Below are 23,392 nucleotides of genomic sequence, written 5' to 3'. Positions count from 1 at the left end.
GCAAGTCCCACGCCGCCCTGCGCGAGGGCACCCCATGAGCGACCCGGATCCGCATCTGCTGATCGTCGACGATGACGAGCGGATCCGCGATCTGCTGGCCCGCTTCCTCAAGCGGCAGGGGTTCCTTGTCTCGACGGCGCGCGATGCGGCCCATGCGCGCCGCCTGCTGGCGGGGCTGGAGTTCGACCTGATCGTGCTGGACGTGATGATGCCGGGCGAGGACGGGATCACCCTGACCGAACGCCTGCGCGGAGAGATCCGCACGCCGATCCTGCTGCTGACCGCCCGGGGCGAGACAGAGGACCGCATTCGCGGTTTCGAGGCCGGGGCGGACGACTACCTGATCAAGCCCTTCGAGCCGCGCGAGCTGTCGCTGCGGATCAATGCCATTCTGCGCCGGGTGCCCGACATGCCCGCCGCGCGCAACCTGCCCAAGGTGCTGCATCTCGGCGCGGTGCGCTACGACATCGACCGCGGAGAGCTGTGGTCGGGCGATACCCCCGTGCGGCTGACGGCAACAGAGGTGCAGCTGATGCGGATCTTCTCGGCCCACCCCGGCGAACCCCTGTCGCGCCAGCAGCTTGTCGAGGAACTGGGCCGCGGCGCCAGCGGCGACCAGCCCGGCGCGCAGGAACGGGCCGTCGACGTGCAGATCACCCGGCTGCGCCGCAAGATAGAGGCCGATCCGAAGCAGCCGCGCTACCTGCAGACCATCCGCGGCGCGGGCTACATGCTGGCTCCGGACTGACCGCCGCCCCGGCGCGCGCAGGATCTGCCTTTGCCGGATTGACGGGCGCCCCCGTCTCGCATCAGCTTGCCGCACACATGCCGGCCGGAGGGGACCTCCGCCGCGCCGACGTCTGACAGGAAGGCCCCATGACCACTGCGCTCTTTACCCATCCCGACTGCCTGAACCACCTGACCCCCGAGGGCCACCCCGAACAGGTCGCGCGGCTGTCCCGCGTGCTCTCGGCGCTGGAGGGCAAGGCGCTGGACCGTCACGAGGCGCCCCTGGCGGAAGAGGCCGACCTGTTGCTCTGTCATCCGCAGGGCTACATCGACCGCGTGCGCGGGGCCGAGCCCGCCGAGGGGCAGGTGCAGATGGATCCCGACACCTGGATGTCGCCCGGTTCCTACCGCGCCGCGCTGCGCTCTGCCGGCGGGGCGATTGCCGCGGTGGATGCGGTGCTGGACGGGCGCGCCGACAACGCCTTCGTCGCCACCCGCCCGCCGGGCCATCACGCCGAGACGGAAAGCCCCATGGGCTTTTGCCTGTTCGGCAATGTCGCCCTTGCCGCCAAGCACGCGCTGGAACGGCGCGGCCTGCAGCGCGTGGCGATCTTCGATCCCGACGTGCACCACGGCAACGGCACGCAGGACCTCGTGCAGTCCGATCCGCGCATCCTGTTCATCTCGACCCACCAGCAGCCGCTCTACCCGGGCACCGGCAACCGGGACGAATTCGGGCCGCATGACACCATCCGTAACATTCCCCTCTCGGCCGGGACGGATGGTGAGGTCTACCGGATGATCGTCACCCAGCAGGTGCTGCCGAAGATCCGGAGCTTCGCGCCCGAGCTGATCCTGCTGTCCTCGGGATTTGACGCGCACCGGGACGATCCGCTGGCCTCGATCTCGCTTGAGACGCAGGATTTCCGCTGGCTGACCGATCAGGTCGCGGCGCTGGCGGGTGAGGTCTGCGGCGGGCGGCTCGTTTCGTGCCTCGAAGGGGGCTACAACCTGGAGGCCCTGGCCGAGGCGGCGGCGGTACATGTCGACGGGCTGATCGCCGCCGCGGCCTAGGCGCTAGTCGCGCAGCAGGTCGCGCATGTCCTCGAACAGCGCCTCGGTCATCTCTTGCGCCAGGCGGATGCGGCGGCCGGGCATCTTCGGGTGTTCGACCCGCGACAGGACCTCGTGGCAGATGAAGAAGGGCAGGTCGGTGGCAAGCTCCTGATCCGTCAGCGAGAGGGCGCTGGCGAAATCGGCCAGCCCGCCCGCGTCCACGCCGAAGCACCGCCGCCCCGAGGGCCACATGTCGCGCCGCGCCGCATGGACGAGAAACCGTGCGATGTCGCGGCACAGCGGCGCTCGGGTCGAGGCGCCGAGGTCGATGCCCCAGGTCACCCCCGCGCCATCGCGCATCAGGTTGCCGGGGTGGAAATCGCCATGGCCAAGCGCGGTGCGCCAGCTCTGCTGCCCGCGCATCTGCCGCGACAGGGCATGGAACTTCTGCGCCACCCGGGCCTCGACCGCCTTCAGCCTGTCATGCGGCTGCTGCGCCAGCCCCTCGTCGGCCCATTTGCGCCAGGGGCCCCGGTTCACCGGGCTGTCTTCCAGCGTCGGCGCGGCATGGGCGGCGAGCCAGCCCGCGCCGGTCGCCTGCATCGCCGGGCGCGCCTCCGCCTCGGCCTGCCAGAGCGCCTGCAACAGCGGCACCCCCTCGATCCGCGCGACCACGGCGACGCGACCCCCGGCCAGCAGCGCCAGCGGGGCGGGGACGCGATAGGCCCCCGTCGCCATGTAGCCATGCACCCGGGACTGTTCCGCATGGGCGACGGCGAAATCCTCCTGTCCGGCGATGTCGAGGTGAAAGACCGCCTCCACCCCCTGCCACTGCCCGGCAAAGACCGCGCGCCGACCGGGCACCAGCCGCAGGATTTCGGCCACCTCTGTGCCCCGGGGCAACAACGCGGCCAGCCGCGCGGCGGCGGCCTCGGCCTCTTCCGGGTGCCTTTCGGCGGCGTTTTCCAGCAGCGCGTTCATGGTGCCATGTTGCGCCCCTCCGCCGTGGAAGGTCAACGCGCCAGAAGCTCAATTGAACCACCCCGCGCGCGCGGCTATGGTGCCGCCAAACGCCCCTATCCGCCGCAAGGAGCCCCAGATGTCCGATACCCCGATCCCGGAAATGTCCTTCGAAGCCGCCATGAAGGAGCTTGAGGGTGTCGTCGGCCAGCTTGAACGCGGCGACGTCGAGCTGGAGGCCTCGATCAAGCTCTACGAGCGCGGCGCCGAGCTGAAGAAGCACTGTGAGAAGAAGCTGGCCGAGGCCGAGGAAAAGGTCGCCGCGATCACCCTGGACGGCGAGGGCAACCCCGCCGGGCTGAAGCCGGTCGAGGGGCTCTGACCTTGTTCCAGCATGCGCTGGCCGGGGCGGCAGAAGCCGTCACCGCGCATCTCGACAGGGTGCTGGCCGATCACGAGGGCGAACTGGGCGCTGCCATGCGCTATGCCTGCTCTGGCGGCAAGCGGCTGCGTGCCTTCCTGGTGCTGGAAAGCGCCCGGCTGCATGGCGTGGCCGGGGCGCCAGCGCTGGATGCCGCCGCCGCCATCGAGGCGCTGCATGCCTATTCCCTCGTCCATGACGACATGCCCTGCATGGATGACGACGATCTGCGGCGCGGCCTGCCCACCGTCCACGTGAAGTGGGACGAGGCCATGGCCGTGCTGACCGGCGATGCCCTTCAGGCCGTGGCCTTCGAACTGGTCGCGGGTCTTGACCTGCCTGCCGAGCGTCGCCTGGCGCTGGTGCAGGGGCTGGCGCGCGCGGCTGGCGGGCGCGGCATGGTGCTGGGGCAGGTGCTGGACATCGCCGCCGAAAGCGCCGCGACCCCCCTGACGCTGGATCAGATCACCCGGTTGCAGGCGCTGAAGACCGGCGCGCTGTTTGACTGGTCCGCCACGGCGGGCGCGGTGATGGCGGGGGCCGATCCGGCACCGCTGTCGGCCTATGCCACCGCCTTCGGACTGGCCTTCCAGATCGCCGACGACATCCTGGATGTCGAGGGCGACGAGGCCGAGACCGGCAAGCGGGTCGGCAAGGACGCCGCCGCCGGCAAGGCCACCTTCGTCTCACTCATGGGGCTGGAACCCGCACGGGCCGAGGCGGGACGTCTTGTCTCCTTGGCCTGCGAGGCCCTTGCCCCATATGGTGAGGCAGCAGAGAACTTGCGGCAAGCGGCCCGCTTCGTTATCTCGCGCCAAAGCTGATCTGCCCCGGATCCGCCCCAAGCCCGCGAAGAGCCAGAGCCATGACCTCCAGACCCGAGACCCCGTTGCTTGACCGTGTCGTGACCCCCGCGGACATGAAGGGCCTGTCGGATGCCGAGCTGAAGCGCCTCGCGAACGAGCTGCGCGCCGAGACGATCTCGGCGGTCTCCGAGACCGGCGGCCACCTCGGCGCGGGCCTTGGCGTGATCGAGCTGACCGTGGCGCTGCATGCGATCTTCGAGGCGCCGCGCGACAAGATCATCTGGGATGTCAGCCACCAGAGCTACCCGCACAAGATCCTGACCGGGCGCCGTGACCGCATCCGCACCCTGCGCCAGAAGGGCGGTCTGTCGGGCTTCACCAAGCGCAGCGAAAGCCCCTACGATCCTTTCGGCGCGGCGCATAGTTCCACCTCGATTTCCGCCGCGCTCGGCTTTGCCGTGGCGCGCGACCTCGGCGGGCAGCTGCCCGAGGGGCTGGGCGATGCGATTGCCGTGATCGGCGATGGCGCGATGAGCGCCGGCATGGCCTTCGAGGCGATGAACAACGCCGGCCACCTCGGCAAGCGGATGATCGTCATCCTGAACGACAACGAGATGTCCATCGCGCCGCCCGTCGGTGCCCTGTCGAACTACCTGTCCCGGCTCTATGCCGGCGATCCCTTCCACAGCTTCAAGGAGGCCGCCAAGGGCGCGGTGTCCCTGCTGCCGCCGCCCTTCCAGGAAGGCGCCAAGCGCGCCAAGGAGATGCTGAAGGGCATCGCTGTCGGCGGTACGCTCTTCGAAGAGCTGGGCTTCAGCTACCTCGGCCCGCTGGACGGGCACGACATGGGCCAGCTGCTGCCGGTGCTGCGCACCGTCAAGGCGCGCGCCACGGGGCCGGTGCTGATCCACGTGGTGACGAAGAAGGGCAAGGGCTATGCCCCCGCCGAGACCGCCAGCGACAGGGGCCATGCCACGGCCAAGTTCGACGTGCCCTCGGGCAAGCAGAAGAAGGCGCCCTCGAACGCGCCCAGCTACACCTCGGTCTTCGGCGAGGAACTGGTGCGCCTTGCCGCCGAGGACAGCCGCATCTGCGCCGTCACTGCTGCCATGCCCGACGGGACGGGCCTGCAGCTGATGGATCAGCGCTTCCCCTCGCGCTGCTTCGACGTGGGCATCGCCGAGCAGCATGGCGTGACCTTCGCCGCCGGTCTGGCGGCAGGCGGGATGCGGCCCTTCTGCGCGATCTATTCCACCTTCCTGCAACGCGGCTACGACCAGGTGGTGCATGACGTGGCGATCCAGCGCCTTCCCGTGCGCTTCGCCATCGACCGTGCCGGTCTGGTCGGCGCCGATGGCGCCACCCACGCGGGCAGCTTCGACGTGGCCTTCATGGCCAACCTGCCCGGCATGGTGGTCATGGCCGCCGCCGACGAGGCAGAGCTGAAGCACATGGTCGCCACCGCTGCTGCCCATGACGAGGGTCCCATCGCCTTCCGCTATCCGCGCGGAGAGGGTGTCGGCGTCGAGATGCCTGAAAAGGGCCAGGTGCTGGAAATCGGCAAGGGCCGGATGATCCGCGAGGGTGGTCGCGTCGCCCTGTTGTCCTTCGGCGCCCGCCTGAAGGAGGTGCTTGACGCCGCCGAGGCGCTTCAGGCCCGCGGCATCACCCCCACCGTCGCCGACGCCCGCTTCGCCAAGCCGCTGGACCGCGAGATGATCCTGAAGCTGGCGGCAGACCACGAGGCGCTGATCACCATCGAGGAGGGCGCCATCGGCGGTTTCGGCAGCCATGTCGCGCAACTGCTCGCCGACGAGGGCGTCTTCGACAAGGGCCTGAAGTTCCGCTCGATGGTGCTGCCGGATATCTTCATCGACCAGTCCAGCCCGGCGGACATGTACGCTACCGCCGGCATGAACGCCGAGGACATCGAAGCCAAGGTGCTGGACGTGCTGGGCGTGGAGCGGCTAGGCAAGAGGGCCTGACGCCAGAACGCACCGGAGACCCCATGCCCGTTCCAGACTATCAGACCCTGATGAGGCCGGTGCTGGAGGCATTGTCCGACGGGCGGGCACACGGCAAGCGTCAGATGGCGGAGCGGCTTGGGAAATCCAGTGACGGCGGTATCGACGGGGTGGTCAACGAGGATCCCCTCGGGCTGGACGCGGTCTATATCCAGGCCAAGCGATACGATCCGAAGAACACCGTGGGCAGCCCGGCGATCCGCGAGTTCATCGGTAACCTGATAGGTGTCAGCGCCACCAAGGGCGTTTTCGTCACGACCTCAGGTTTCTCGCGTGAGGCGACGGCTTTCCTCGACCGGGTGCAGCAAAGGGTCGTGCTGATCGACGGGCGCAGGCTGGCCGAGCTGATGATCCGCTACGGGGTCGGCGTGCGCTCGCGGCAGACCTATGTCGTGAAGGGCGTCGACGAGGATTACTTCGGCAACGCCTGATCAGCCCGCCCCGCCCGTCAGCAGCCAGATCACCAGACCGCCGCTGAGGACGACCTGTGTGTAGCCGAGAAGGGTGAACAGCCCGTCGCGGGTCAGCAGGCCAATGGCGAACAGCGAGATCGCCGTGGCGAAGATCGAGGTGACCATCGGCAGCAGCTCAAGCCCCGGGATCAACAGGCAGATCGCCAGGATGACCAGCAGCGTCACCAGGTTGGCGGGGCGCGAGACCAGCGCCGTCAGCCGCGTGTGGGTGCGTCGGTCAACCCAGCCGCAGGGCTTGCGCAGCCACGAGATCGCCTTCTTCAACCGATGTCCCGCGACCTCGCGGCGCTTCAGGATCTTTGGCAGCCAGACGTGTTCTCGTCCCAGCAGTTTCTGCACGGTGATCAGGAAGATGAAGGTCGCACCGATGGTCGGCAGGCCGAAGATGCCTGACAGCGGCGACACCAGGATCAGCGCCGGCACCAGGATGATCGGGGCGAAGGCGCGGGTGCCGACCTCGTCCACCACGTCGCCGATGGAAACCCGGTCTTCCTCTGCCGCGCAGTCCAGCTTGTCGAGGATGTCTCCGAGGCTGCGCAGGGTTTCATCTGCGCCGGAGGTCGGATCGTCTGTCATGGTAGGGGCCGCCTGTTGCATGGGGGCACAACGCGCCGGGGCGCGGGAAGTTCACCGGCGGCGATCACTTTCCGCCTCCAGCAGCGCCTTCAGGCCGGCGCGGTAGTCGGGGTAGCGCAGGCGCACGCCCAGCTCGTCCTTGATGCGGTCGTTTTTGACCCGCTTGCTCTCGGCGTAGAAGCTGCGCGCCATGGGGGTCATCTCGGCCGTGGCGAAGTCTTCCTCGGGCGGCAGGGGCATGCCGAGCAGGGTGCAGGCATGGGCGATGACATCCTGCGGCGGGGCCGGGTCATCGTCGCAGAGGTTGTAGACCGCGCCGGGCCGGGGCCGGGCGATCGAGGCGGCGAGCACCTGGGCGATATCCTCGACATGGATGCGAGAGAAGACCTGATCCGGCTTGATGATCCGCCGCGCGGTGCCGTTGCGCACCTTGGCGAAGGGGCCGCGGCCGGGGCCGTAGATGCCCGCAAGGCGGAAGATATGCAGCGGCAGGCCGGGGATCGCGCGCCATTCGGCCTCGGCGGCGACGCGCCACTTCCCGCGCCGGGTCGAAGGGGTCAGGGCGGTGTCCTCGTCGATCCAGCCGCCGCCATGATCGCCATAGACGCCGGTGGTCGAAAGGTAGCCAACCCACTGGAACCGCCCGGCATTCGCCGCGATGCGGTCGCGCAAGAGCCGCAGCACCGGGTCGCCCTCGGCATCCGGTCCGGCCGAGATGAGAATGTGCGTGGCGCTGTCGATCAGCGGGGCAAGGTCCTCTCCCGGCATCAGGTGGGGCGTGACGCCGGTTGCGGCCAGTGCAGCGGTCTTCTCGGCCGAGCGGGTGGTGCCATGGACCTGCCAGCCCCCGGACAGCAGAAGCGGGGTCAGGGCGCGGGCGGAATAGCCGTGCCCGAAAGAGAGGAGAAGCTTGCTCATGCCCCCAGAGATGCGCCCGCGGCAGCGATCTGGCAAGGGGGGCGGGGATGACACCTGGATGACAGCTGACGCGGAACGGCGCCTTGGGCTTGCGCCGGCGCGGGTTGCGGCCCAGAAAGGGCGTAAAGGAGTTATCCATGACGGACCAGATCCTGAGCCCGCAAGCCGGCCCCGCCACCCGCCTGAGCAGCGCCGAGACCGCTGTCGACCGGCTGGCAGAGCTGTACGACCAGGCCGCCGAGTTCCTGCGCGAGCAGTTCCTGAAGGCCATGGCCGAGGGCCGCCCCGAGGGCCGCATCCGCGCCTATTACCCCGAAGTGCGCCTGACCACGCAGAGCTTCGCGCAGATCGACTCGCGCCTGTCCTTCGGTCACGTGTCGATGCCCGGGGTCTATGCCGCGACGATCACCCGCCCCGACCTGTTCCGAAATTACCTGCTGCAGCAGATCGGCCAGCTGATCGAGAACTACGGCACCCATGTCGAGGTCGGCCCCTCGGACACCCCGATGCCGGTGCATTTTGCCGTTGCCAACGCCGGCATCACCGTCCCTCAGGAAGGCGTGGCCAGCTTCATTCTGCGCGATGTCTTCGACGTGCCGGACCTGACCACCACCAATGACGACATCGTCAACGGCGTGTTCCAGCCCGGCCCGGATGGCGCGGGCCCCCTGGCGCCCTTCACCGCGCAGCGGGTGGATTACTCGCTCGCGCGGCTGTCGCATTACACCGCGACCGATCCAGAGCACTTCCAGAACCACGTGTTGTTCACCAACTACCAGTTCTACGTCAGCGAGTTCGAGGCCTATGCGCGGCGCATGCTGGCGGATCCGGACAGCGGCTACACCTCCTTCGTTTCGACCGGCAATGTCGAGATCACCGGCCCGCTGGAGGACATCCCGGCCACGACCAAGATGCCGCAGATGCCCAGCTATCACCTGAAGCGTCCCGGGGGTGGTGGCATCACGCTGGTCAACATCGGCGTGGGCCCCTCGAACGCCAAGACGGCGACCGACCATATCGCGGTGCTGCGCCCCCATGCCTGGATCATGGTCGGCCACTGCGCCGGTCTGCGCAATTCGCAGAACCTCGGGGATTTCGTCCTCGCCCATGCCTACCTGCGCGAGGACAAGGTGCTGGACGACGACCTGCCGGTCTGGGTGCCGATCCCGGCCCTGGCCGAGATCCAGGTGGCGCTGGAAGAGGCGGTCGAGCAGGAAACCCAGCTGGAAGGCTACGACCTGAAGCGGATCATGCGCACCGGCACCGTGGCGACGCTGGACAACCGCAACTGGGAGCTGCGCGACCAGCGTGGCCCGGTGCAGCGGCTGTCGCAGTCCCGCGCCGTGGCGCTGGACATGGAAAGCGCCACCATCGCCGCCAATGGCTTCCGCTTCCGGGTGCCCTACGGCACCCTGCTCTGCATCAGCGACAAACCGCTGCACGGAGAGCTGAAACTGCCCGGCATGGCGACGGATTTCTATCGCACCCAGGTCAGCCGGCACCTGATGATCGGCATCCGGGCCATGGAGACGTTGCGCGAAATGCCCCTTGAAAGACTGCACAGCCGCAAATTGCGCAGCTTCGACGAGACCGCCTTCCTCTAGTTGCAATTTGACCGGATGGTCCGAAGGTCACGCGGGGGCAGAAAAGGCAAGAAAACTTACTCTATTGATTGTGCCTTTCCGCTACATCCGGTTATATGCGGCGCACGAGGCCCAAGACATCGGGCAGCAAAAGGAGACCTTGAATGGCAAAGCCGATGACGAAGACCCAGCTCGTGGCCGCACTGGCCGAGGAAATGGGCGAAGACAAGAAGACCGCCTCCGCCGCGCTGGATGCCGTGGTGGCTGTCATTACCAAGGAAGTGTCCGAAGGTGGCGCTGTGACTCTGCCGGGCGTCGGCAAGATCTATTGCCGCGAGCGCCCCGAGCGCATGGTCCGCAACCCGGCCACGGGTCAGCAGATCAAGAAGGAAGCCGACAAGGTCGTGAAGATGACCATCGCGAAAGCGCTGAAAGACAGCGTCAACGCGTGATCGGTTCCGTTCCGGCCTAAGCCAGGAACAGTGATCGAAGGCTGCTCTCGGGCAGCCTTTTTCTTTTTTCTCAAGAGGTTGGAGGTTCGGGGGCCCCGGTGACCGGCGCGCTGCGCCCGGGCCCAGGGCCGAGGGTTGGGGGCCGAGGGTTGGGGCTCTGCCCCCCGGCGCTTCTGCGAAGCCCCTCCCCCCGGAGTATTTTCAGCCGTCGAATGGGGGCAAGGGGGGCCGGTGTCACTGTCCCTCGCCTTGGTCGGTCAGCCTGCCGGGGTCCGCGCGATCCTGACCACCACCGAGAGGCCGGGGACCAGCCTTGCCGCGTCGGGCTGGCCGGCGTCGATCGAGATCCTGACCGGCACCCGCTGCGCCACCTTGGTGAAGTTGCCGGTGGCATTCGAGGCGGCGAGCACCGAGAACTCGGATCCCGTGGCGGGCGAGAGCCTCTCGAGGTGACCGCGGAATTCCTCGTGCCCTAGGGCGTCGACGGTGAAGCTGACCGGCTGGCCCGGCAGCAATCCGCCGACCTCGGTCTCGCGCAGGTTGGCGATCACCCAGGTCTCCGGCGCCACTTCCGACATCAGCGTGCTGCCGGCGGTGACATACTGGCCGACCCGGACCGAGATCTGGCCTAGGGTGCCGTCCTCGGGGGCGCGGATCACCGTGTTTTCCAGGTCGATGCGGGCCAGAGCAAGGGCCGCCTCGGCCGAGGCCACCTGGGCCTGCAGGGCGCTGGTCTGCAGTTCGGCCGACTTGACGCCTTCCTTGGCCACGGCCACGGCGCTTCGGGCCTGGTCGACCGCCGCCTGGGCCTGCCGTAGCGAGAGGTCCGCCTGGTCATAGGCGCTGACCGAGACCACCGCATGTTCCTTCAGCTGCGCGTAGCGGTCCCAAGAGCTTTGCGCCGTCGCGCGCTGCGCCTCGGCGGAGGTCAGGGCGGCCTCTTTCGCGCTGACCGTGGCCTCGGCCGAGCGGATCGACTGGGCGTTGCTCTTCAGGCTGGCGCGGGCGCCGTCCAGCGCCGCTTCGGCCTGGGCCACGGCCTGCACCAGCTTGCGGTCGTCGAGGCGCACCAGCACGTCACCGGCGGCCACGGTCTGGAAATCCTGCACCGGCACCTCGGTGACATGGCCCGAGAGCTGCGGCGCGATGGCGGTGACGCGGCCGCGCACATAGGCGTTCTCGGTCCGGGCGGTGTGGCTGTCGAAGGGCGGCAGCTGCCAGGCATAGAGGACGAAGGCCAGCCCGGCGCAGCCGAGGGCGAGGATGACGAGGGCGTGCTTGGCGTTCTTCAGCAGGGACATGGGGGACCTCAGGCTTGGGCGGGCGCCGCTTGGGCGTCCTTGGCGCGGCTGCGGATCAGCCAGGCCAGGTGGAGAAGGAGAAGGGTGAGCGCCGCCCCGGCAATCGCCGCGAGCAGCAGGAAGGCGTCGTTGTAGGCCAGCACCGTGGCCTGGGAGGAAAGCTCGGTGCCGATCATCTGCACCGCGCCGGCCTTCATCGCCGTGGCGTCGGTGGTCATGGCCGAGAGGCGCTGCGCGAGAGAGGCGATCAGTCCGGTGACGCCGGGGTCTCCGGCCAGCAGCTGCTCTTTCAGCACGGCCGCGTGATGGGCGCTGCGCAGCCGGATGAAGCTGCGGAACAGCCCCGAGCCGATGACCCCGCCAAGGCTTTGCGTCGACAGGAAGACGATGACGAAGCTCAGCAGGTACTGCGGGCCCTTCTGCAGCGCCAGCATCAGTCCGACGCCCATGGCCGAGGGCAGGAAGATGGCGCCGGCGAAGGCGATCATGCCCTGGCTGAGGTACAGTTGTTCGGGCCGTGTCAGCACGGTCGAGCGGCTGTCCATCAGCGCGCCCGCCAGGACCAGCGCCAGGGCAAGAGCGTGGATCAGGGGCACGCTTTTCGGGCTGATGGTCATGGCACAGAACACGCCTCCGGCGATGCTGGCCAGGGTGATCACCGCGAATAGCCCCTGCATCTGCCAGGCGCCCATGCCGAGGGCCTGGAACAGGCCGGGCGCCCCGGCGCTCTGCTCGGACAGCACGATGCGGAACAGCAGCAGCACCGCCGTCAGGTGCAGGATCTGCGGCGAAGCCAGCCAGCGGATGTCGAGCAGCGGCGCCTCGCGCTGCAGCTCGATCACCCCGGCGAGGGTCAGCAGACCAAGCGAGCCCGCCAGCACCGTGCCGATCCAGGGCGTGTCGGTCCACCAGACCACGGCGCCCCAGGTGAAGACGGCGGTGATCCCGGCGAAGCCGGCGGCGATCAGTGCGTAGGAGACGAGGTCTGCGCCCGAGATCACCTTCTGGCGCGGCTGGTGGGTCAGCGGCAGGTAGAGGATGAAGGGCAGCGCCAGCAGGATCAGGCCAAGGTCGAAGAGCTTCAGCGCCTGCCAGCCGCCGAGATCCCACAGCGGCGGAGAGATCACCCGCGCCAGGGTGCTGCCCAGCATGATCAGGGTCAGCGCGCCGCAGAGCCCGACCGACAGCTTGTGCTTCATCGGCAGGGTTTCCAGCATGTAGAGGAAGGCCAGGCTGGCCAGGGGGGCGGCGGCGATGCCCGAGACCAGCTCGACCGCAATGGCGGAATGCAGGTCCGAGATGAAGAACCCCAGCAGGGTGGCGACGACATAGGCGAGGATGCCGACCTCGGCAAAGCGACGCAGGCCGTACTGGGTGCGGATCTTCATCAGCAGGATCGGCAGCGAGGCGCGCGGCGCCATGTAGGCGACGGTCAGCCAGATCGCCTGGGTCTGGGTGGCGCCGATCTCTCCGGCGATGTTCTGGCTGTTGGCCAGCAGGAAGCCCTGTCCCAGCGACTGGCTGGTGGCGATCAGCGCCCCGGCGAAGAGGAAGGTGGCGATGCGCAGCGGCGGGTGGGTGACCTCGGCCGGTTGGGCGGGCTGGGCGGCGGTGGTGTCAGCCATTGTCCTGTCCTCCGGTGTCCGACAGGCGGCGCAGGTTGGCGAAGATCTTGTCCAGCGTCGACTCTGCGGCGTCCAGTTCCCCGGCCGGGATGCCCTCGACCAGGGCGCCGCGCAGCCGGGCCGAGAAGTCGGTCAGCTTGTCGGCCTCGGCGCTGGCGCTTTCGGTCAGCCAGACCCTGCGGATACGCTTGTCTTCATCATCGGGGCGGCGTTCGACGAAGCCGTCGCGCACCAGCCCGTCCAGGGTACGGTTCAGCGTCGGGGTCTCGATCATCAGCCGTTCGGCCAGCTCGGTCTGGCTGAGGCCCTCCTGGTTGCGGATCACCAGCAGCGCCTCCATCCGGGCGAAGGACAGCCCATGCGCCCGGGCCCGCGCATCGTAGCACTTGCGCAGGGCGCGGCTGAGCCGGGCATTGGTCAGGATGATGTTATGCGGTGCCGGGGACATGGGGAATCCGAATTGATTAGCAGGCTAATTGTTTTGGTCCACATAAATACATGCGCTGAGCATGCAAGTATTTTCTTGCCGGACCGCCCGGGGTTGTCGTCAGGGGGTGTTCCTACAAGTCACTGACCTCACGCGATAAAACGCATCTCTCCGCGTGGCGGTCATAGCCGCCTGCCGCCCGGTGCATGGCAGCCTCCCATGCGCGGGGCTTCCTTCGCTGCCGCCAGATGCGTATGCCGGAAGCCGATACGACGACAGGAGGGCCAGATGGATATTCGAGCGATGGTGATGGGCGTTCTCTTCGTCCTGATGTGGTCCAGCGCCTTCACCTCGGCGCGCATCATCGTCGAACACGCGCCGCCGCTGTTGTCGCTGTCGGCGCGTTTCCTGATTTCCGGCGTGATCGCCATGGGGCTGGCCTGGGCGCTTGGCCAGAAGCTGCGCCTGACGCGGGGCCAGTGGAAGGCGACGCTGATCTTCGGGGTCTGCCAGAATGCGCTCTACCTTGGCCTGTTCTTCGTGGCGATGCAGTGGATCGAAGCCTCTCTGGCCTCGATCATCGCCTCGACCATGCCGCTGATGGTGGGCCTCTTCGGCTGGCTGGTGCTGGGCGAGAAGCTGCGCCCCCTGGCCATCGGAGGGTTGATCCTCGGCGTCATCGGCGCCGGGCTGATCATGGGCACGCGGTTGTCGGGCGGGGCAGACCTGCTGGGCGTGGCGATCTGCATCCTCGGGACGGCGGCGCTGTCCGTCGCGACGCTTTCGGCGCGGGGCGCCTCTTCGGGGGGCAACGTGCTGATGGTCGTCGGGTTGCAGATGCTGGTCGGGGCGGTCTGCCTCGGTGTGGTCTCGCCCTTCGTGGAGACCTGGCAGGTCTCGGTCGATCTCTCGCTGATCCTCGCCTTCAGCTACACGGTGCTGATCCCCGGCGTGGCGGCCACCTTCCTGTGGTTCGTCCTGGTCGGCCGCATCGGCGCGGTCAAGGCGGCGACCTTCCACTTCCTCAACCCCTTCTTCGGCGTTCTGGTCGCCGCCGTGGTGCTGGGCGAAAAGGTCGGCCCGCTGGACATGCTGGGTGTCGCCATCGTTGCCGCCGGGATCCTCGCCGTGCAACTGTCCAAGCAGCCCGCCGTGGTCGCGGCGCCCCTCAAGACTGCCGGAGAATGACATGAGCGATGCCGTCAACCTTGCCGACAAGCTGGCGCTTTTCGACGAACACTGGGCGCCGCGCGGCGTGGCCAGCTTCAACGGCCATGACGTGATGGTGGTGAAGGTGCTGGGCGAATTCACCTGGCATTCCCATGCGGACACCGACGATTTCTTCCTGGTCCTGAAGGGAGAGATCGAGATCCGCCTGCGCGACCGCACCGTCACCCTGCGCGCCGGTGAGATGTTCGTGGTCCCGAAGGGCGTCGAGCATTGCCCCTATGCCCGCGAAGAGGCGCATCTGCTGCTGATCGAACCCGCCGGCACGCCGAACACCGGCAACCCCGACACGGCGGCGGTGCGGCAGAGCGTCTGAAACATTCGCGCCCCGATTCTCACGCAGAGTTCGGATGACAGTGAGGGGGCCGGGGCGGCAGATTGTCGCCCATGGAGATCGTCTTCGCATATCTCGCGGGCCTGCTGACGCTGATCAACCCCTGCGTGCTGCCGGTGCTGCCCATCGTGCTGGGCTCGGCGCTGCAGGCCAGTCCGCGCGGGCCGCTGGCTCTTGCGGCGGGGATGAGCCTGTCTTTCGTCAGCCTCGGGCTGCTGGTGTCTGGCTTCGGCTATGCCCTTGGCCTGACAGAGGAAATGGTCGCGCAGGCTGGCGCGGTGCTGATGATCCTGTTTGGCGCCGTGCTGCTGGTGCCGCGCTTCAGCTACGCCTTTGCCAGCGCCACCGGGGTCATTGCCTCGGGCGCCGATGCACGGATCGGGCAGATGGAAGCGACAGGCGCGCGGGGGCAGTTCCTGGGCGGGCTGCTTCTGGGCGCGGTCTGGAGCCCCTGCGTCGGGCCGACCCTCGGCGGGGCGATCTCGCTGGCCGCCTCGGGGGAAAGCCTGCTGCGCGCCGGGGTGATCATGCTGGGGTTTGCCGCCGGGGTCTCGACCCTGATCCTGGGGCTGGGCCATGGCGCGCGTGGGCTGCTGACCCGCCATCGCGGCACGATGCAGCGCTTTGCCCATGTGGCGCGGCCGCTTCTGGGCGCGCTTTTCATCGCCGTCGGGCTGGCCATCCTGTTCCGACTGCACCATCTGGCTGAGGCCTGGGCGCTGCGCGTGCTGCCCGCCTGGCTGCTCGACCTGTCCGTTGCCATCTGAGGGAGGCCCCCATGAACCGTCGCCATTTCATCGCCACCGGCGCTGCCCTGTCCCTGCTGCCGCTGCGCGCGTTCGCCAAGCCGCTGGACTATGCGCCGGGCCTGCTGGACGAACGCCTGAACGCTGGCGAGACGCTGTTTCTCGACTTCAAGGCCAGCTGGTGCACCACCTGCGCCGCGCAAGAGCGGGTGTTGGACAAGCTGAAGGCCGAAAACCCGGCCTACGAGCAGAACATCACCTTCATCAACGTCGACTGGGATCTCTATGGCCGCTCGCAGATGGCGGCGCGGATGCGGATTCCCCGCCGTTCGACCCTCGTGGTGCTGAAGGGCAATGACGAGCTGGGCCGGCTGGTGGCAGACACGCGCGAGGCGAAGATACGCGCGCTGATGGACACTGCCCTGACGGCCGCAACCGCGACCTGACCTGATCTGACCTGACGACTGGCGCGGGCGCTGCGCCTCTGTGTGCCGACTTTGCCCGACAGGGGCGCATCGCCGCCCGGGCGCGGTGCCCTGCGCTCAGTGCACCGCGCTGGCCTGAAGCAGGCCTGGCCGGGCCTCGCGCTGTGGGGATGGCGCGCCTGCCTTGTCCGGCAGCGGCGCGCTGCGCAGAAGGGGCAGGGGCTCGACAAGCCGCGCCTGCGTGCTGCGGGCGATGCCTGTCGTGGGCACCGGCGGCGCCCCGAACCAGCCCGAGCTGAGTCCGACCAGCCCCGCCAGCAGGGCCACCGCCGCCAGCCCAGCACCCAGCGGGCGGTCGCGTTCCGGGGTCAGGCCGGCCCGTGTCGCCGGTCCGCGCGCTGCAGCCCCCAAGGAGGTCCGGCGCCCCGTCGCCGTCTTGCGGAAAACCTCGGCCGTCTTGCGGCGAAAGGGCAGGCTGCCCCAATGCGTCGAAGGATCCATCGCCGTCCTCTCCCTGTTCGGCGGGCTTGGCCCGCTCTGCCGTGACCGGGCCAGAGAGCCCGGCCCGCCCCGGGCCGAGTCCCGCCTCGGCCCAGGGAGATGCTGGGAGGATAGTCTTAACATAAGGCAAACGCCGACCAGATCCCGCCAGGGATAGGACCTCCGGAGGCGTCAGGCGGGGCGCACCGGGGTCAGACCAGCAGTGCCAGGAAGACGGTCAGCGTCAAGAAGGCCAGGGCGGTCGAGATGGTCACGGTCAGCGCCGCCGCGCCCTCGTGCCCTGAGCCCTGGGCGAGGATCGGGAAGATGCCGAAGACCGGCATGGCGTTGGACAGGATCAGCGCCGGATAGAGGTTGCCGGGCGGCAGCGGCAGCGCGAGGGCTCCGGCCAGCAGCAGCAGGCAGGTCGCCACCGCGGGATGCAGCAGCAGCTTGCACCCCGAGATGAAGCCCGCCAGCCCGATATTGCCCTTCATCGGCAGCCCGTAGAGCGATCCTCCGATGAAGAACAGCGCCACCGGCGAGGCGGCGCGCGCCAGCAGGTCGAGGATATGATCGGCGGCCTCGGGCAGGGGCACGGCGAAGACCGAGAAGCCGGTGCCGAGGATGATGGCGATGATGAAGGGGCGTTTCAACACCGACAGGGCAACGGCTCCGGCCCGCCGCAGCGGAGAGACGCCATCGTCTCCGGACCTGAGCGAGGCGATCATGGTCAGCCCGATGGGGTTCAGCAGGAAGTTCTCGACCAGCAGGTTCATCGCCAGGATGGCGGGGGCCTCGTTCGGGAAGACCATCTGCATGATCGGGAAGGACAGGAAGGCCGAATTCGGCGTGGCCGAGCCCATGGTGCCGATGGCGCGCCGCCCTGGGCCGACGCCGCCCAGACGCAGCAGGGTCCAGGTGATCAGCTGGGTGCAGAGCGCCGAGGCCACCAGCAGGGTCAGGAAGGCGGGATCGACCAGCGACGAGAAACTGCGCGTCGCCGTGGCGTGGAACAGCAGCGCGGGCAGGGCGACCAGCAGGACGAACTTGCCCAGCACCCCCATGTCGCGCGCGTCAAAGACCTTCAGGCCGCAGAGGGCATAGCCCAGGGCAATGATGCCGAAAATCGGGAAGGTAATGGTGAGAATGGCCAGCATCTAGGGCAGCTTGCTTTCGTCCTCTCCCCCCCGGTTGCCTCCCTCCTGCGGTCCGATCCGGCCGCCCGCGTTGCCGATCTGGCCCCGGTGCAGCAGCAGGTGATCGAGGATCACGCAGGCCATCATCGCTTCGCCCACGGGCACGGCACGGATGCCGACGCAGGGGTCGTGGCGCCCCTTGGTGACGATCTCGGTCGCCTCGCCGGTCCGTGTGATCGTCTGGCGTGGCCGCAGGATCGAGCTGGTCGGCTTCACCGCGAAGCGCACCACGATCTCCTGTCCGGTCGAGATCCCGCCGAGGATGCCGCCGGCGTGGTTCGAGGAATAGACCGGCTGGCCATCGTTGCCGAGGAAGATCTCGTCGGCGTTCTCTTCGCCGGTCAGTGCGGCGGCGGCCATGCCCTCGCCGATTTCGACGCCCTTCACGGCGTTGATCGACATCATCGCGGCGGCCAGATCGGTATCCAGCTTGCCGTAGATCGGCGCGCCGAGGCCGGCGGGCACGCCGCGGGCCACCACCTCGACCACGGCGCCGACGGAATTGCCCGACTTGCGCAGCCCGTCGAGGTAGCCGGCCCAGGTCTCGGCGGCGGCGGCATCGGGGGACCAGAAGGGGTTGTTCTCGATCTCGGCGTCATCGAAGGCGGCACGGTTGATGCCATGCGGGCCGACCTGGGTCATGTAGCCCCGGATCTGGACCGAGGGCGCCAGCTGGCCCAGCACTGCCCGTGCCAGCCCCCCGGCCGCCACCCGGGCCGCCGTCTCGCGTGCCGAGGACCGCCCGCCGCCGCGATAGTCGCGGATGCCGTATTTCTGGAAATAGGTGATGTCGGCATGGCCGGGGCGGAACTTCTCGGCGATGTCGCCGTAGTCCTTGCTGCGCTGGTCGGTATTGCGGATCATCAGCTGGACAGGGGTGCCGGTGGTGCGCCCCTCGAAGGTGCCCGAGAGGATCTCGACCTCGTCGGCCTCGCGGCGCTGCGTGGTGAACTTGTTCTGCCCCGGCTTGCGCCGGTCCAGCCAGAACTGCAGCAGCTGCGGATCGACCGTGACCCCCGGCGGCACCCCGTCGACCGTGGCGCCCAGGGCGGGACCGTGGCTTTCACCCCAGGTGGTGACGCGGAAGAGATGACCGAAGGAATTGAGAGACATGGGCGGCTCCGGGGCTGTTGCCCTCCGGTTACCCGATCCCGGCGAGGCGCGCAATTGCGCGGGGTCACGCGATTGCATAGCATCTGTATTCTGAGGGCGCTGGCGTGGGACCCGCCCCCCGGAGTGGAGAGCGATGCTTGATCTGGCGCGCCCAGCTTACCTTCTGAATGCCCTCGGTCACCTGATGCTGCCGGTGCCCGTCGCGACCCGTCGGCTGTCCCGGCTGCTGCCCTGCGATCTTGCCGACGTGCCGCCCGCGCTGCAGGAGCGCGTCCATTGGTGCAACCGGCTTGCGCCCGGGGGGCACGGGCTGCCCGGTACCGAACTTGGGGCCCTGTCCTTCCGGGACGGCAAGGAATTCGACTACTTCGACCTGTTGCGTGTCGCGAAGGGCTTCGGGAAGGACATGCGGCTGGACCGCCTGTTCGGAGACGTCGACTATGTTCCCGATCGTCCCTCGCTGGTTAAGAGCCGACCCATCCGGGGCGACAATGCCAATTCGGTGCTGCTGCCGCTGGACTGGCTGCGGCATTTCCGCTTTCCCGATGACCCTTGGCCCTTTTCCGAAAAACGACCTGTTGCCGTCTGGCGCGGTCGCCAGGGCGACCCGCGTCGTCAGCCCGCCCGCTTTGCTGCGATCCGGCAGCTTCATGATCACCCGCGCCACGATGTGGGTCAGGTCAACGCCCGCGACGACCTGCCGCCGCCGAAGCCCTGGATGACGATCCCCGAGCAGCTGCAGTATCGCTACATCCTCGCGCCCGAGGGCAATGACGTGGCGACCAGCCTGAAGTGGATCATGAACTCGAACTCGCTCGCCCTGTCGCCGCCGCTGGAATTCGAAACATGGTTCATGGAAGGCCGGTTGGTGCCGGGGGAGCATTTCATCGGGCTGCGTCCGGACTACGCGGACCTGGACGAGAAGATCGACTGGGCCGAAAGCCACCCTGAGGAGGTCGCGCGGATCAATCGCAACGCCAGGGCCTGGTGTGCGCAGTTCAAGGACCGGCGGACAGAGGACCTTGTCGCGGCGCTGGTGCTGCAGAAGTACATCGAGGCGACCGGCGGGCTGGCCCACAGCCGGATCGACCGACGGCTGTTCTTCCCGGCAAGCTGATCCGCGCCGCCTTGAAACCCCTCCCGCGCCGCTCTAGGGTCTGCCTTACCTCGGGGTGCCTTCGGGCTGAGATGCGTCATGCGAACCCGTTGAACCTGATCCGGTTAATACCGGCGGAGGGATGGTCAGACAGCAAGGGCGCACCCGGCGCTGTCCCTGAACGTACTCCGCCCGTCGCAGAGAGGAGGATGCCGTGAAGCATCTCGCACTTGCCACGGGTTGTCTTCTTGCCACGCAGGCCGTGGCAGAGACGCCTGTTCTGAACGTCTACACCTATGAATCCTTCACCTCGGAGTGGGGCCCCGGGCCGCAGATCGAGGCCGGTTTCGAAGCGCAATGCGGTTGCGATGTCGTCTTCACCGGCGTTGGCGACGGGGCCGCGCTGCTGTCGCGCATCCGGCTTGAGGGCGCTCGCTCGGACGCTGACGTGGTCGTCGGGCTGGACACCTCGCTGATGGCCTCGGCCCAGGCGACGGGGCTCTTCGCGCCGACCTCGGCCAGTGCCGACTACGACCTGCCGATCGACTGGACGGACGAGACCTTCGTGCCCTTCGACTGGGGCTATTTCGCCTTCGTCGCCAATGTCGGCGAGGACCACCCGGCCAGCTTCGAGGCGCTGGCCGCCTCGGACACCAGCATCGTGATCCAGGATCCGCGCAGCTCGACCCCCGGGCTGGGGCTGCTGCTCTGGGTCAAGGCCGCCTATGGCGACCGCGCGGAAGAGATCTGGCAGGGGCTGGCGGACAATATCGTCACCGTCACCCCCGGCTGGTCCGAGGCCTATGGCCTGTTCCTGGAAGGCGAAGCGGACATGGTCCTCAGCTACACCACCTCGCCCGCCTATCACATCATCGCCGAGGGCGATGACAGCAAGGAGGCCGTGGCCTTCGACGAGGGGCACTACATGCAGGTCGAGATCGCCGGGCGGCTGGCGGGCTCGGACCAGCCCGAGCTGGCAGAGGCTTTCCTGCAGTACCTGCTGGGCGCCGAGGCGCAGGGCGTGCTGCCGGAAACCAACTGGATGTACCCCGCCGTGCTGCCCGAAGGCGGGTTGGCCGAGGGCTTTGCCCAGGTGGTGACTCCGGACAAGGCGCTGCTGATGGCGCCCGAAGAGGCCCTGTCGCAACGCGACGGCGCCCTGGCCGAATGGCAGAACGCGCTGGCCCGATAGGCCGCGCGGCCGGTTGCGCGGGGGGGCTTGCCGTCCTCGCGCTGCTGGTGCTGCCGCTGGCCGTGATCTTCCTGCAGGCGGGCGAGGGGCGTTTGCCCGGCCCGGCCGAGTACGCCGCGCTGCGTTTCACGCTGTGGCAGGCCGTGCTTTCGGCGCTGCTCTCGGTGCTGGCGGCGCTGCCGGTGGCGCGCGCGCTGGCGCGGCGCCGCTTCCCGGGCCGGCGGCTGTTCGTGACCCTGACCGGGGCGCCCTTCCTGCTGCCCGTCGCCGTCGCCGTGCTGGGCCTGCTGGCGGTCTTCGGCGCGCGCGGCTGGGTCAATGACCTGCTGGGCGCGCTCGGCCTCGGCTCGATCCGCATCTACGGGCTGCACGGCGTCGTGCTGGCCCATGTCTTCTTCAACATGCCGCTGGCCACCCGGATGCTGCTGCAGGGCTGGCGCGCGATCCCGGCCGAGCGGTTCCGCCTCGCCGCGACGCTGGACCTGCCGCCCGTCCAGGTGTTCCGCCTGCTCGAGCTGCCGATGCTGCGCCAGGTGGTACCGGGCGCCCTGGCGGCGATCTTCGCCATCTGCCTCAGCAGTTTCTCGGTGGCGCTGATCCTCGGTGGCGGGCCGCGCGCCACCACGCTGGAACTGGCGATCTACCAGGCCTTCCTCTTCGACTTCGACCTGGGCCGTGCGGCGCTGCTGGCGCTGATGCAATCGGGCATCGTGGTGCTGGCGGCGCTGGTCTCGCTGCGGCTGGCGCGGATGGACGGATCCGGCACCGGGCTGGGGCGCGAGATGCTGCGCTGGGATGCGCCGGGCGGCTGGCGGCGCGGGCTGGACGCCGCCTGGCTGCTGCTGGCCGGGCTATTCCTGACGCTGCCGCTGCTGGCGCTGGTGCTGGACGGGATCGGCGGGCTGGCGGACTTGCCGGCACGGATCTGGCCCGCCATCGGCAATTCGCTGGGGGTCAGCCTCGGCTGCGCCCTCAGCACCGTGGCGCTGTCGCTGGCGCTGTCGGCCCCCATGGCGCGCTGGTCCGAGGGGCTGGGCCTGCTGCCACTGGCCCTGTCGCCACTGGTGCTGGGGACGGGCTATTTCCTGATCCTCAACCCGGTGATCGCGCCGGGGCGGCTGGCGCTGCCAGTGACGCTTGTGGTCAACACGCTGATGGCGCTGCCCTTCTGCCTGCGCCTGATCGCCCCCGCCTGGGCCCGGGCCGAGGCGGACCACGGACGGCTGGCCTCGTCGCTGGGGCTCACCGGCTTCGCCCGGCTGCGCTGGCTGCTGCTGCCCCGGATGCGCGGCGCCATCGGCTTCGGCGCGGGGATCGCGGCGGCGCTCTCGATGGGCGACCTGGGGGTGATCGCGCTCTTCGGCTCGCCCGAGCGCGAGACATTGCCGCTGCTGATGTACCGCCTCTTGGGGGCCTATCGCACCGATGCGGCCTCGGGGGCGGCGCTGGTGCTGCTGGTGCTCTCCTTCACCGTCTTCTGGATCTTCGACCGGCTGGGAGGCCGCGATGCTTGAGCTTGTGAACCTGACGCTGGAACAGGGCGATTTCCGGCTGGAGGCCGACTTTTCGCTGCCCGAGGGCACCTCGGCGGCGCTGATCGGCCCCTCCGGCGCGGGCAAGTCGACGCTGCTGGCCGGGATCGCGGGCTTTCTGCCGCCCCGGCGCGGCCGGGTGCAGTGGCGCGGCGAGGATCTGACCAGGCTGGCGCCGGGCAAGCGCCCCGTGGCCATGCTGTTCCAGGACGGCAACCTGTTTCCCCATCTCGACGTCAGCCGCAACGTCGCGCTTGGCATCTCGCCGCGCGGCAGGCTGTCTGCTCAGGACCAGGCCCGCGTCGCGCAGGCGCTGGAGCGTGTCGGGCTGGCGGGTTACGGCGCCCGCACTCCGGCCGAGCTGTCCGGCGGCCAGCAGAGCCGCGCGGCGCTGGCGCGGATCCTCGTGCAGGACCGCCCGCTGATGCTGCTGGACGAACCCTTCGCGGCCCTCGGCCCCGCCCTGCGCGCCGAGATGCTGCGCCTCGTCGCCGAGCTGCGCGCCGAAACCGGCGCCACCCTGCTGATGGTCACCCATGACCCCCGCGACGCCGAACGCATCGCCGAGCAGATCGTGCTGGTGGCCGAGGGCCGCGCCGCGCCTCCGGCGCCGATGCGGGCGCTGCTGGACGATCCGCCACCCGCTTTGCGCGCCTATCTGGGCGGCGAGGGCGACTTCGATTGACCCCGCCCCGTG

The 23,392-nt window shown here is 68.8% G+C and carries 25 protein-coding genes and 1 riboswitch; of the genes, 16 read left to right on the top strand and 9 right to left on the bottom strand.

Annotation, left to right across the window (positions count from 1 at the left end; all coding sequences use genetic code 11):
* Positions 1 to 34 precede the first annotated feature (34 nt).
* Positions 35 to 748 carry a response regulator gene (locus OS124_RS0119900; protein WP_010141704.1) on the top strand — a complete coding sequence of 238 codons (714 nt, stop codon included), beginning with the start codon at positions 35 to 37 and terminating at the stop codon, positions 746 to 748.
* A gap of 128 nt (positions 749 to 876) precedes the next feature.
* Positions 877 to 1,803 (top strand): histone deacetylase family protein, encoded by a 927-nt coding sequence (locus tag OS124_RS0119895; RefSeq protein WP_010141703.1) that lies wholly within the window; start codon positions 877 to 879, stop codon positions 1,801 to 1,803.
* 3 nt (positions 1,804 to 1,806) lie between these two features.
* Here the strand turns inward: OS124_RS0119895 and OS124_RS0119890 are convergent, their stop codons facing one another.
* The gene (locus OS124_RS0119890; protein ID WP_010141701.1) at positions 1,807 to 2,766 is read right to left on the bottom strand and encodes a phosphotransferase; all 960 of its coding nucleotides are present in this window, start codon (positions 2,764 to 2,766) and stop codon (positions 1,807 to 1,809) included.
* Positions 2,767 to 2,884: 118 nt separating this feature from the next.
* On the opposite strand from OS124_RS0119890, the gene OS124_RS0119885 reads away from it, so the two are divergent.
* From OS124_RS0119885 to OS124_RS25350, 4 genes are read left to right on the top strand one after another with little or no spacing between them, the layout of a single operon-like run.
* On the top strand, positions 2,885 to 3,127 hold the full coding sequence (locus tag OS124_RS0119885; RefSeq protein WP_010141700.1) for an exodeoxyribonuclease VII small subunit: 243 nt from the start codon (positions 2,885 to 2,887) through the stop codon (positions 3,125 to 3,127).
* 2 nt (positions 3,128 to 3,129) lie between these two features.
* Complete coding sequence (locus tag OS124_RS0119880) at positions 3,130 to 3,990, top strand: farnesyl diphosphate synthase (protein ID WP_010141699.1); 861 nt, start codon at positions 3,130 to 3,132, stop codon at positions 3,988 to 3,990.
* 41 nt (positions 3,991 to 4,031) lie between these two features.
* Positions 4,032 to 5,957 (top strand): 1-deoxy-D-xylulose-5-phosphate synthase, encoded by a 1,926-nt coding sequence (dxs, locus tag OS124_RS0119875; protein WP_010141698.1) that lies wholly within the window; start codon positions 4,032 to 4,034, stop codon positions 5,955 to 5,957.
* Positions 5,958 to 5,980: 23 nt separating this feature from the next.
* Entirely contained in the window at positions 5,981 to 6,427 is a 447-nt protein-coding gene (locus tag OS124_RS25350) for a restriction endonuclease (RefSeq protein ID WP_010141697.1), read from the top strand.
* On the opposite strand, the gene OS124_RS0119865 is transcribed toward OS124_RS25350, so the two are convergent.
* Together OS124_RS0119865 and OS124_RS0119860 are read right to left on the bottom strand one after the other, a co-directional pair.
* Positions 6,428 to 7,045, bottom strand: coding sequence for an exopolysaccharide biosynthesis protein (locus OS124_RS0119865; RefSeq protein ID WP_010141696.1), 618 nt, complete (start codon positions 7,043 to 7,045; stop codon positions 6,428 to 6,430).
* A 51-nt stretch (positions 7,046 to 7,096) separates the two neighbouring features.
* Positions 7,097 to 7,963 carry an SDR family oxidoreductase gene (locus OS124_RS0119860; protein ID WP_010141695.1) on the bottom strand — a complete coding sequence of 289 codons (867 nt, stop codon included), beginning with the start codon at positions 7,961 to 7,963 and terminating at the stop codon, positions 7,097 to 7,099.
* 137 nt (positions 7,964 to 8,100) lie between these two features.
* On the opposite strand from OS124_RS0119860, the gene OS124_RS0119855 reads away from it, so the two are divergent.
* Together OS124_RS0119855 and OS124_RS0119850 are read left to right on the top strand one after the other, a co-directional pair.
* A complete protein-coding gene (locus OS124_RS0119855) occupies positions 8,101 to 9,567 on the top strand; it encodes an AMP nucleosidase (RefSeq protein WP_010141694.1) in 1,467 nt (488 codons plus the stop codon).
* Between the two features lie 143 nt (positions 9,568 to 9,710).
* Positions 9,711 to 9,998: an HU family DNA-binding protein gene (locus OS124_RS0119850; RefSeq protein ID WP_010141693.1), complete on the top strand. Its 288-nt coding sequence runs from the start codon at positions 9,711 to 9,713 to the stop codon at positions 9,996 to 9,998.
* A 257-nt stretch (positions 9,999 to 10,255) separates the two neighbouring features.
* Here the strand turns inward: OS124_RS0119850 and OS124_RS0119845 are convergent, their stop codons facing one another.
* From OS124_RS0119845 to OS124_RS25340, 3 genes are read right to left on the bottom strand one after another with little or no spacing between them, the layout of a single operon-like run.
* Positions 10,256 to 11,299, bottom strand: a complete 1,044-nt coding sequence (locus tag OS124_RS0119845; protein WP_010141691.1) for an HlyD family secretion protein — start codon at positions 11,297 to 11,299, stop codon at positions 10,256 to 10,258.
* 8 nt (positions 11,300 to 11,307) lie between these two features.
* Positions 11,308 to 12,924, bottom strand: a complete 1,617-nt coding sequence (locus tag OS124_RS25345) for an MFS transporter (protein WP_010141689.1) — start codon at positions 12,922 to 12,924, stop codon at positions 11,308 to 11,310.
* Positions 12,917 to 13,372 carry a MarR family winged helix-turn-helix transcriptional regulator gene (locus OS124_RS25340; protein WP_010141688.1) on the bottom strand — a complete coding sequence of 152 codons (456 nt, stop codon included), beginning with the start codon at positions 13,370 to 13,372 and terminating at the stop codon, positions 12,917 to 12,919. The genes OS124_RS25345 and OS124_RS25340 overlap by 8 nt, the downstream gene beginning before the upstream one ends.
* A gap of 267 nt (positions 13,373 to 13,639) precedes the next feature.
* Here OS124_RS25340 and OS124_RS0119830 point away from each other — a divergent pair, with 267 nt between their 5' ends.
* The 4 genes from OS124_RS0119830 to OS124_RS0119815 all read left to right on the top strand — a co-directional run bounded on the left by OS124_RS0119830 (position 13,640) and on the right by OS124_RS0119815 (position 16,104).
* Positions 13,640 to 14,539, top strand: coding sequence for a DMT family transporter (locus OS124_RS0119830; protein ID WP_029375595.1), 900 nt, complete (start codon positions 13,640 to 13,642; stop codon positions 14,537 to 14,539).
* A gap of 1 nt (position 14,540) precedes the next feature.
* The gene (locus OS124_RS0119825) at positions 14,541 to 14,894 is read left to right on the top strand and encodes a cupin domain-containing protein (protein ID WP_010141686.1); all 354 of its coding nucleotides are present in this window, start codon (positions 14,541 to 14,543) and stop codon (positions 14,892 to 14,894) included.
* A gap of 71 nt (positions 14,895 to 14,965) precedes the next feature.
* A complete protein-coding gene (locus tag OS124_RS0119820) occupies positions 14,966 to 15,679 on the top strand; it encodes a cytochrome c biogenesis CcdA family protein (protein ID WP_010141685.1) in 714 nt (237 codons plus the stop codon).
* An 11-nt stretch (positions 15,680 to 15,690) separates the two neighbouring features.
* Positions 15,691 to 16,104, top strand: a complete 414-nt coding sequence (locus tag OS124_RS0119815; protein WP_010141684.1) for a thioredoxin family protein — start codon at positions 15,691 to 15,693, stop codon at positions 16,102 to 16,104.
* 96 nt (positions 16,105 to 16,200) lie between these two features.
* On the opposite strand, the gene OS124_RS0119810 is transcribed toward OS124_RS0119815, so the two are convergent.
* The 3 genes from OS124_RS0119810 to aroC all read right to left on the bottom strand — a co-directional run bounded on the left by OS124_RS0119810 (position 16,201) and on the right by aroC (position 18,875).
* The gene (locus OS124_RS0119810) at positions 16,201 to 16,584 is read right to left on the bottom strand and encodes a hypothetical protein (RefSeq protein WP_010141682.1); all 384 of its coding nucleotides are present in this window, start codon (positions 16,582 to 16,584) and stop codon (positions 16,201 to 16,203) included.
* Between the two features lie 191 nt (positions 16,585 to 16,775).
* Positions 16,776 to 17,723, bottom strand: coding sequence for an AEC family transporter (locus OS124_RS0119805; RefSeq protein ID WP_010141681.1), 948 nt, complete (start codon positions 17,721 to 17,723; stop codon positions 16,776 to 16,778).
* Positions 17,724 to 18,875 (bottom strand): chorismate synthase, encoded by a 1,152-nt coding sequence (gene aroC / locus OS124_RS0119800; protein WP_010141680.1) that lies wholly within the window; start codon positions 18,873 to 18,875, stop codon positions 17,724 to 17,726.
* Between the two features lie 133 nt (positions 18,876 to 19,008).
* Between aroC and OS124_RS25335 the strand changes: the two genes are divergently transcribed.
* From OS124_RS25335 to OS124_RS0119780, 4 genes are all read left to right on the top strand, one after another.
* Positions 19,009 to 19,992 (top strand): glycosyl transferase family 90, encoded by a 984-nt coding sequence (locus tag OS124_RS25335; protein ID WP_010141679.1) that lies wholly within the window; start codon positions 19,009 to 19,011, stop codon positions 19,990 to 19,992.
* 41 nt (positions 19,993 to 20,033) lie between these two features.
* Positions 20,034 to 20,131: riboswitch (TPP riboswitch) on the top strand.
* Positions 20,132 to 20,185: 54 nt separating this feature from the next.
* Positions 20,186 to 21,163 (top strand): thiamine ABC transporter substrate binding subunit, encoded by a 978-nt coding sequence (gene thiB / locus OS124_RS0119790; RefSeq protein WP_010141678.1) that lies wholly within the window; start codon positions 20,186 to 20,188, stop codon positions 21,161 to 21,163.
* Positions 21,139 to 22,677 (top strand): thiamine/thiamine pyrophosphate ABC transporter permease ThiP, encoded by a 1,539-nt coding sequence (locus tag OS124_RS0119785; protein WP_010141677.1) that lies wholly within the window; start codon positions 21,139 to 21,141, stop codon positions 22,675 to 22,677. Before thiB ends, OS124_RS0119785 begins: the two co-directional genes overlap by 25 nt.
* A complete protein-coding gene (locus OS124_RS0119780) occupies positions 22,670 to 23,380 on the top strand; it encodes a thiamine ABC transporter ATP-binding protein (protein WP_010141676.1) in 711 nt (236 codons plus the stop codon). Before OS124_RS0119785 ends, OS124_RS0119780 begins: the two co-directional genes overlap by 8 nt.
* Positions 23,381 to 23,392 lie beyond the last annotated feature (12 nt).

The organism is Oceanicola sp. S124, assembly GCF_000220565.1.
In the GTDB taxonomy this organism is placed as follows: domain Bacteria; phylum Pseudomonadota; class Alphaproteobacteria; order Rhodobacterales; family Rhodobacteraceae; genus Pseudooceanicola.
Note: the sequence above shows the minus strand (reverse complement) of the source record. Positions and strands in the feature narration are given on the sequence as shown.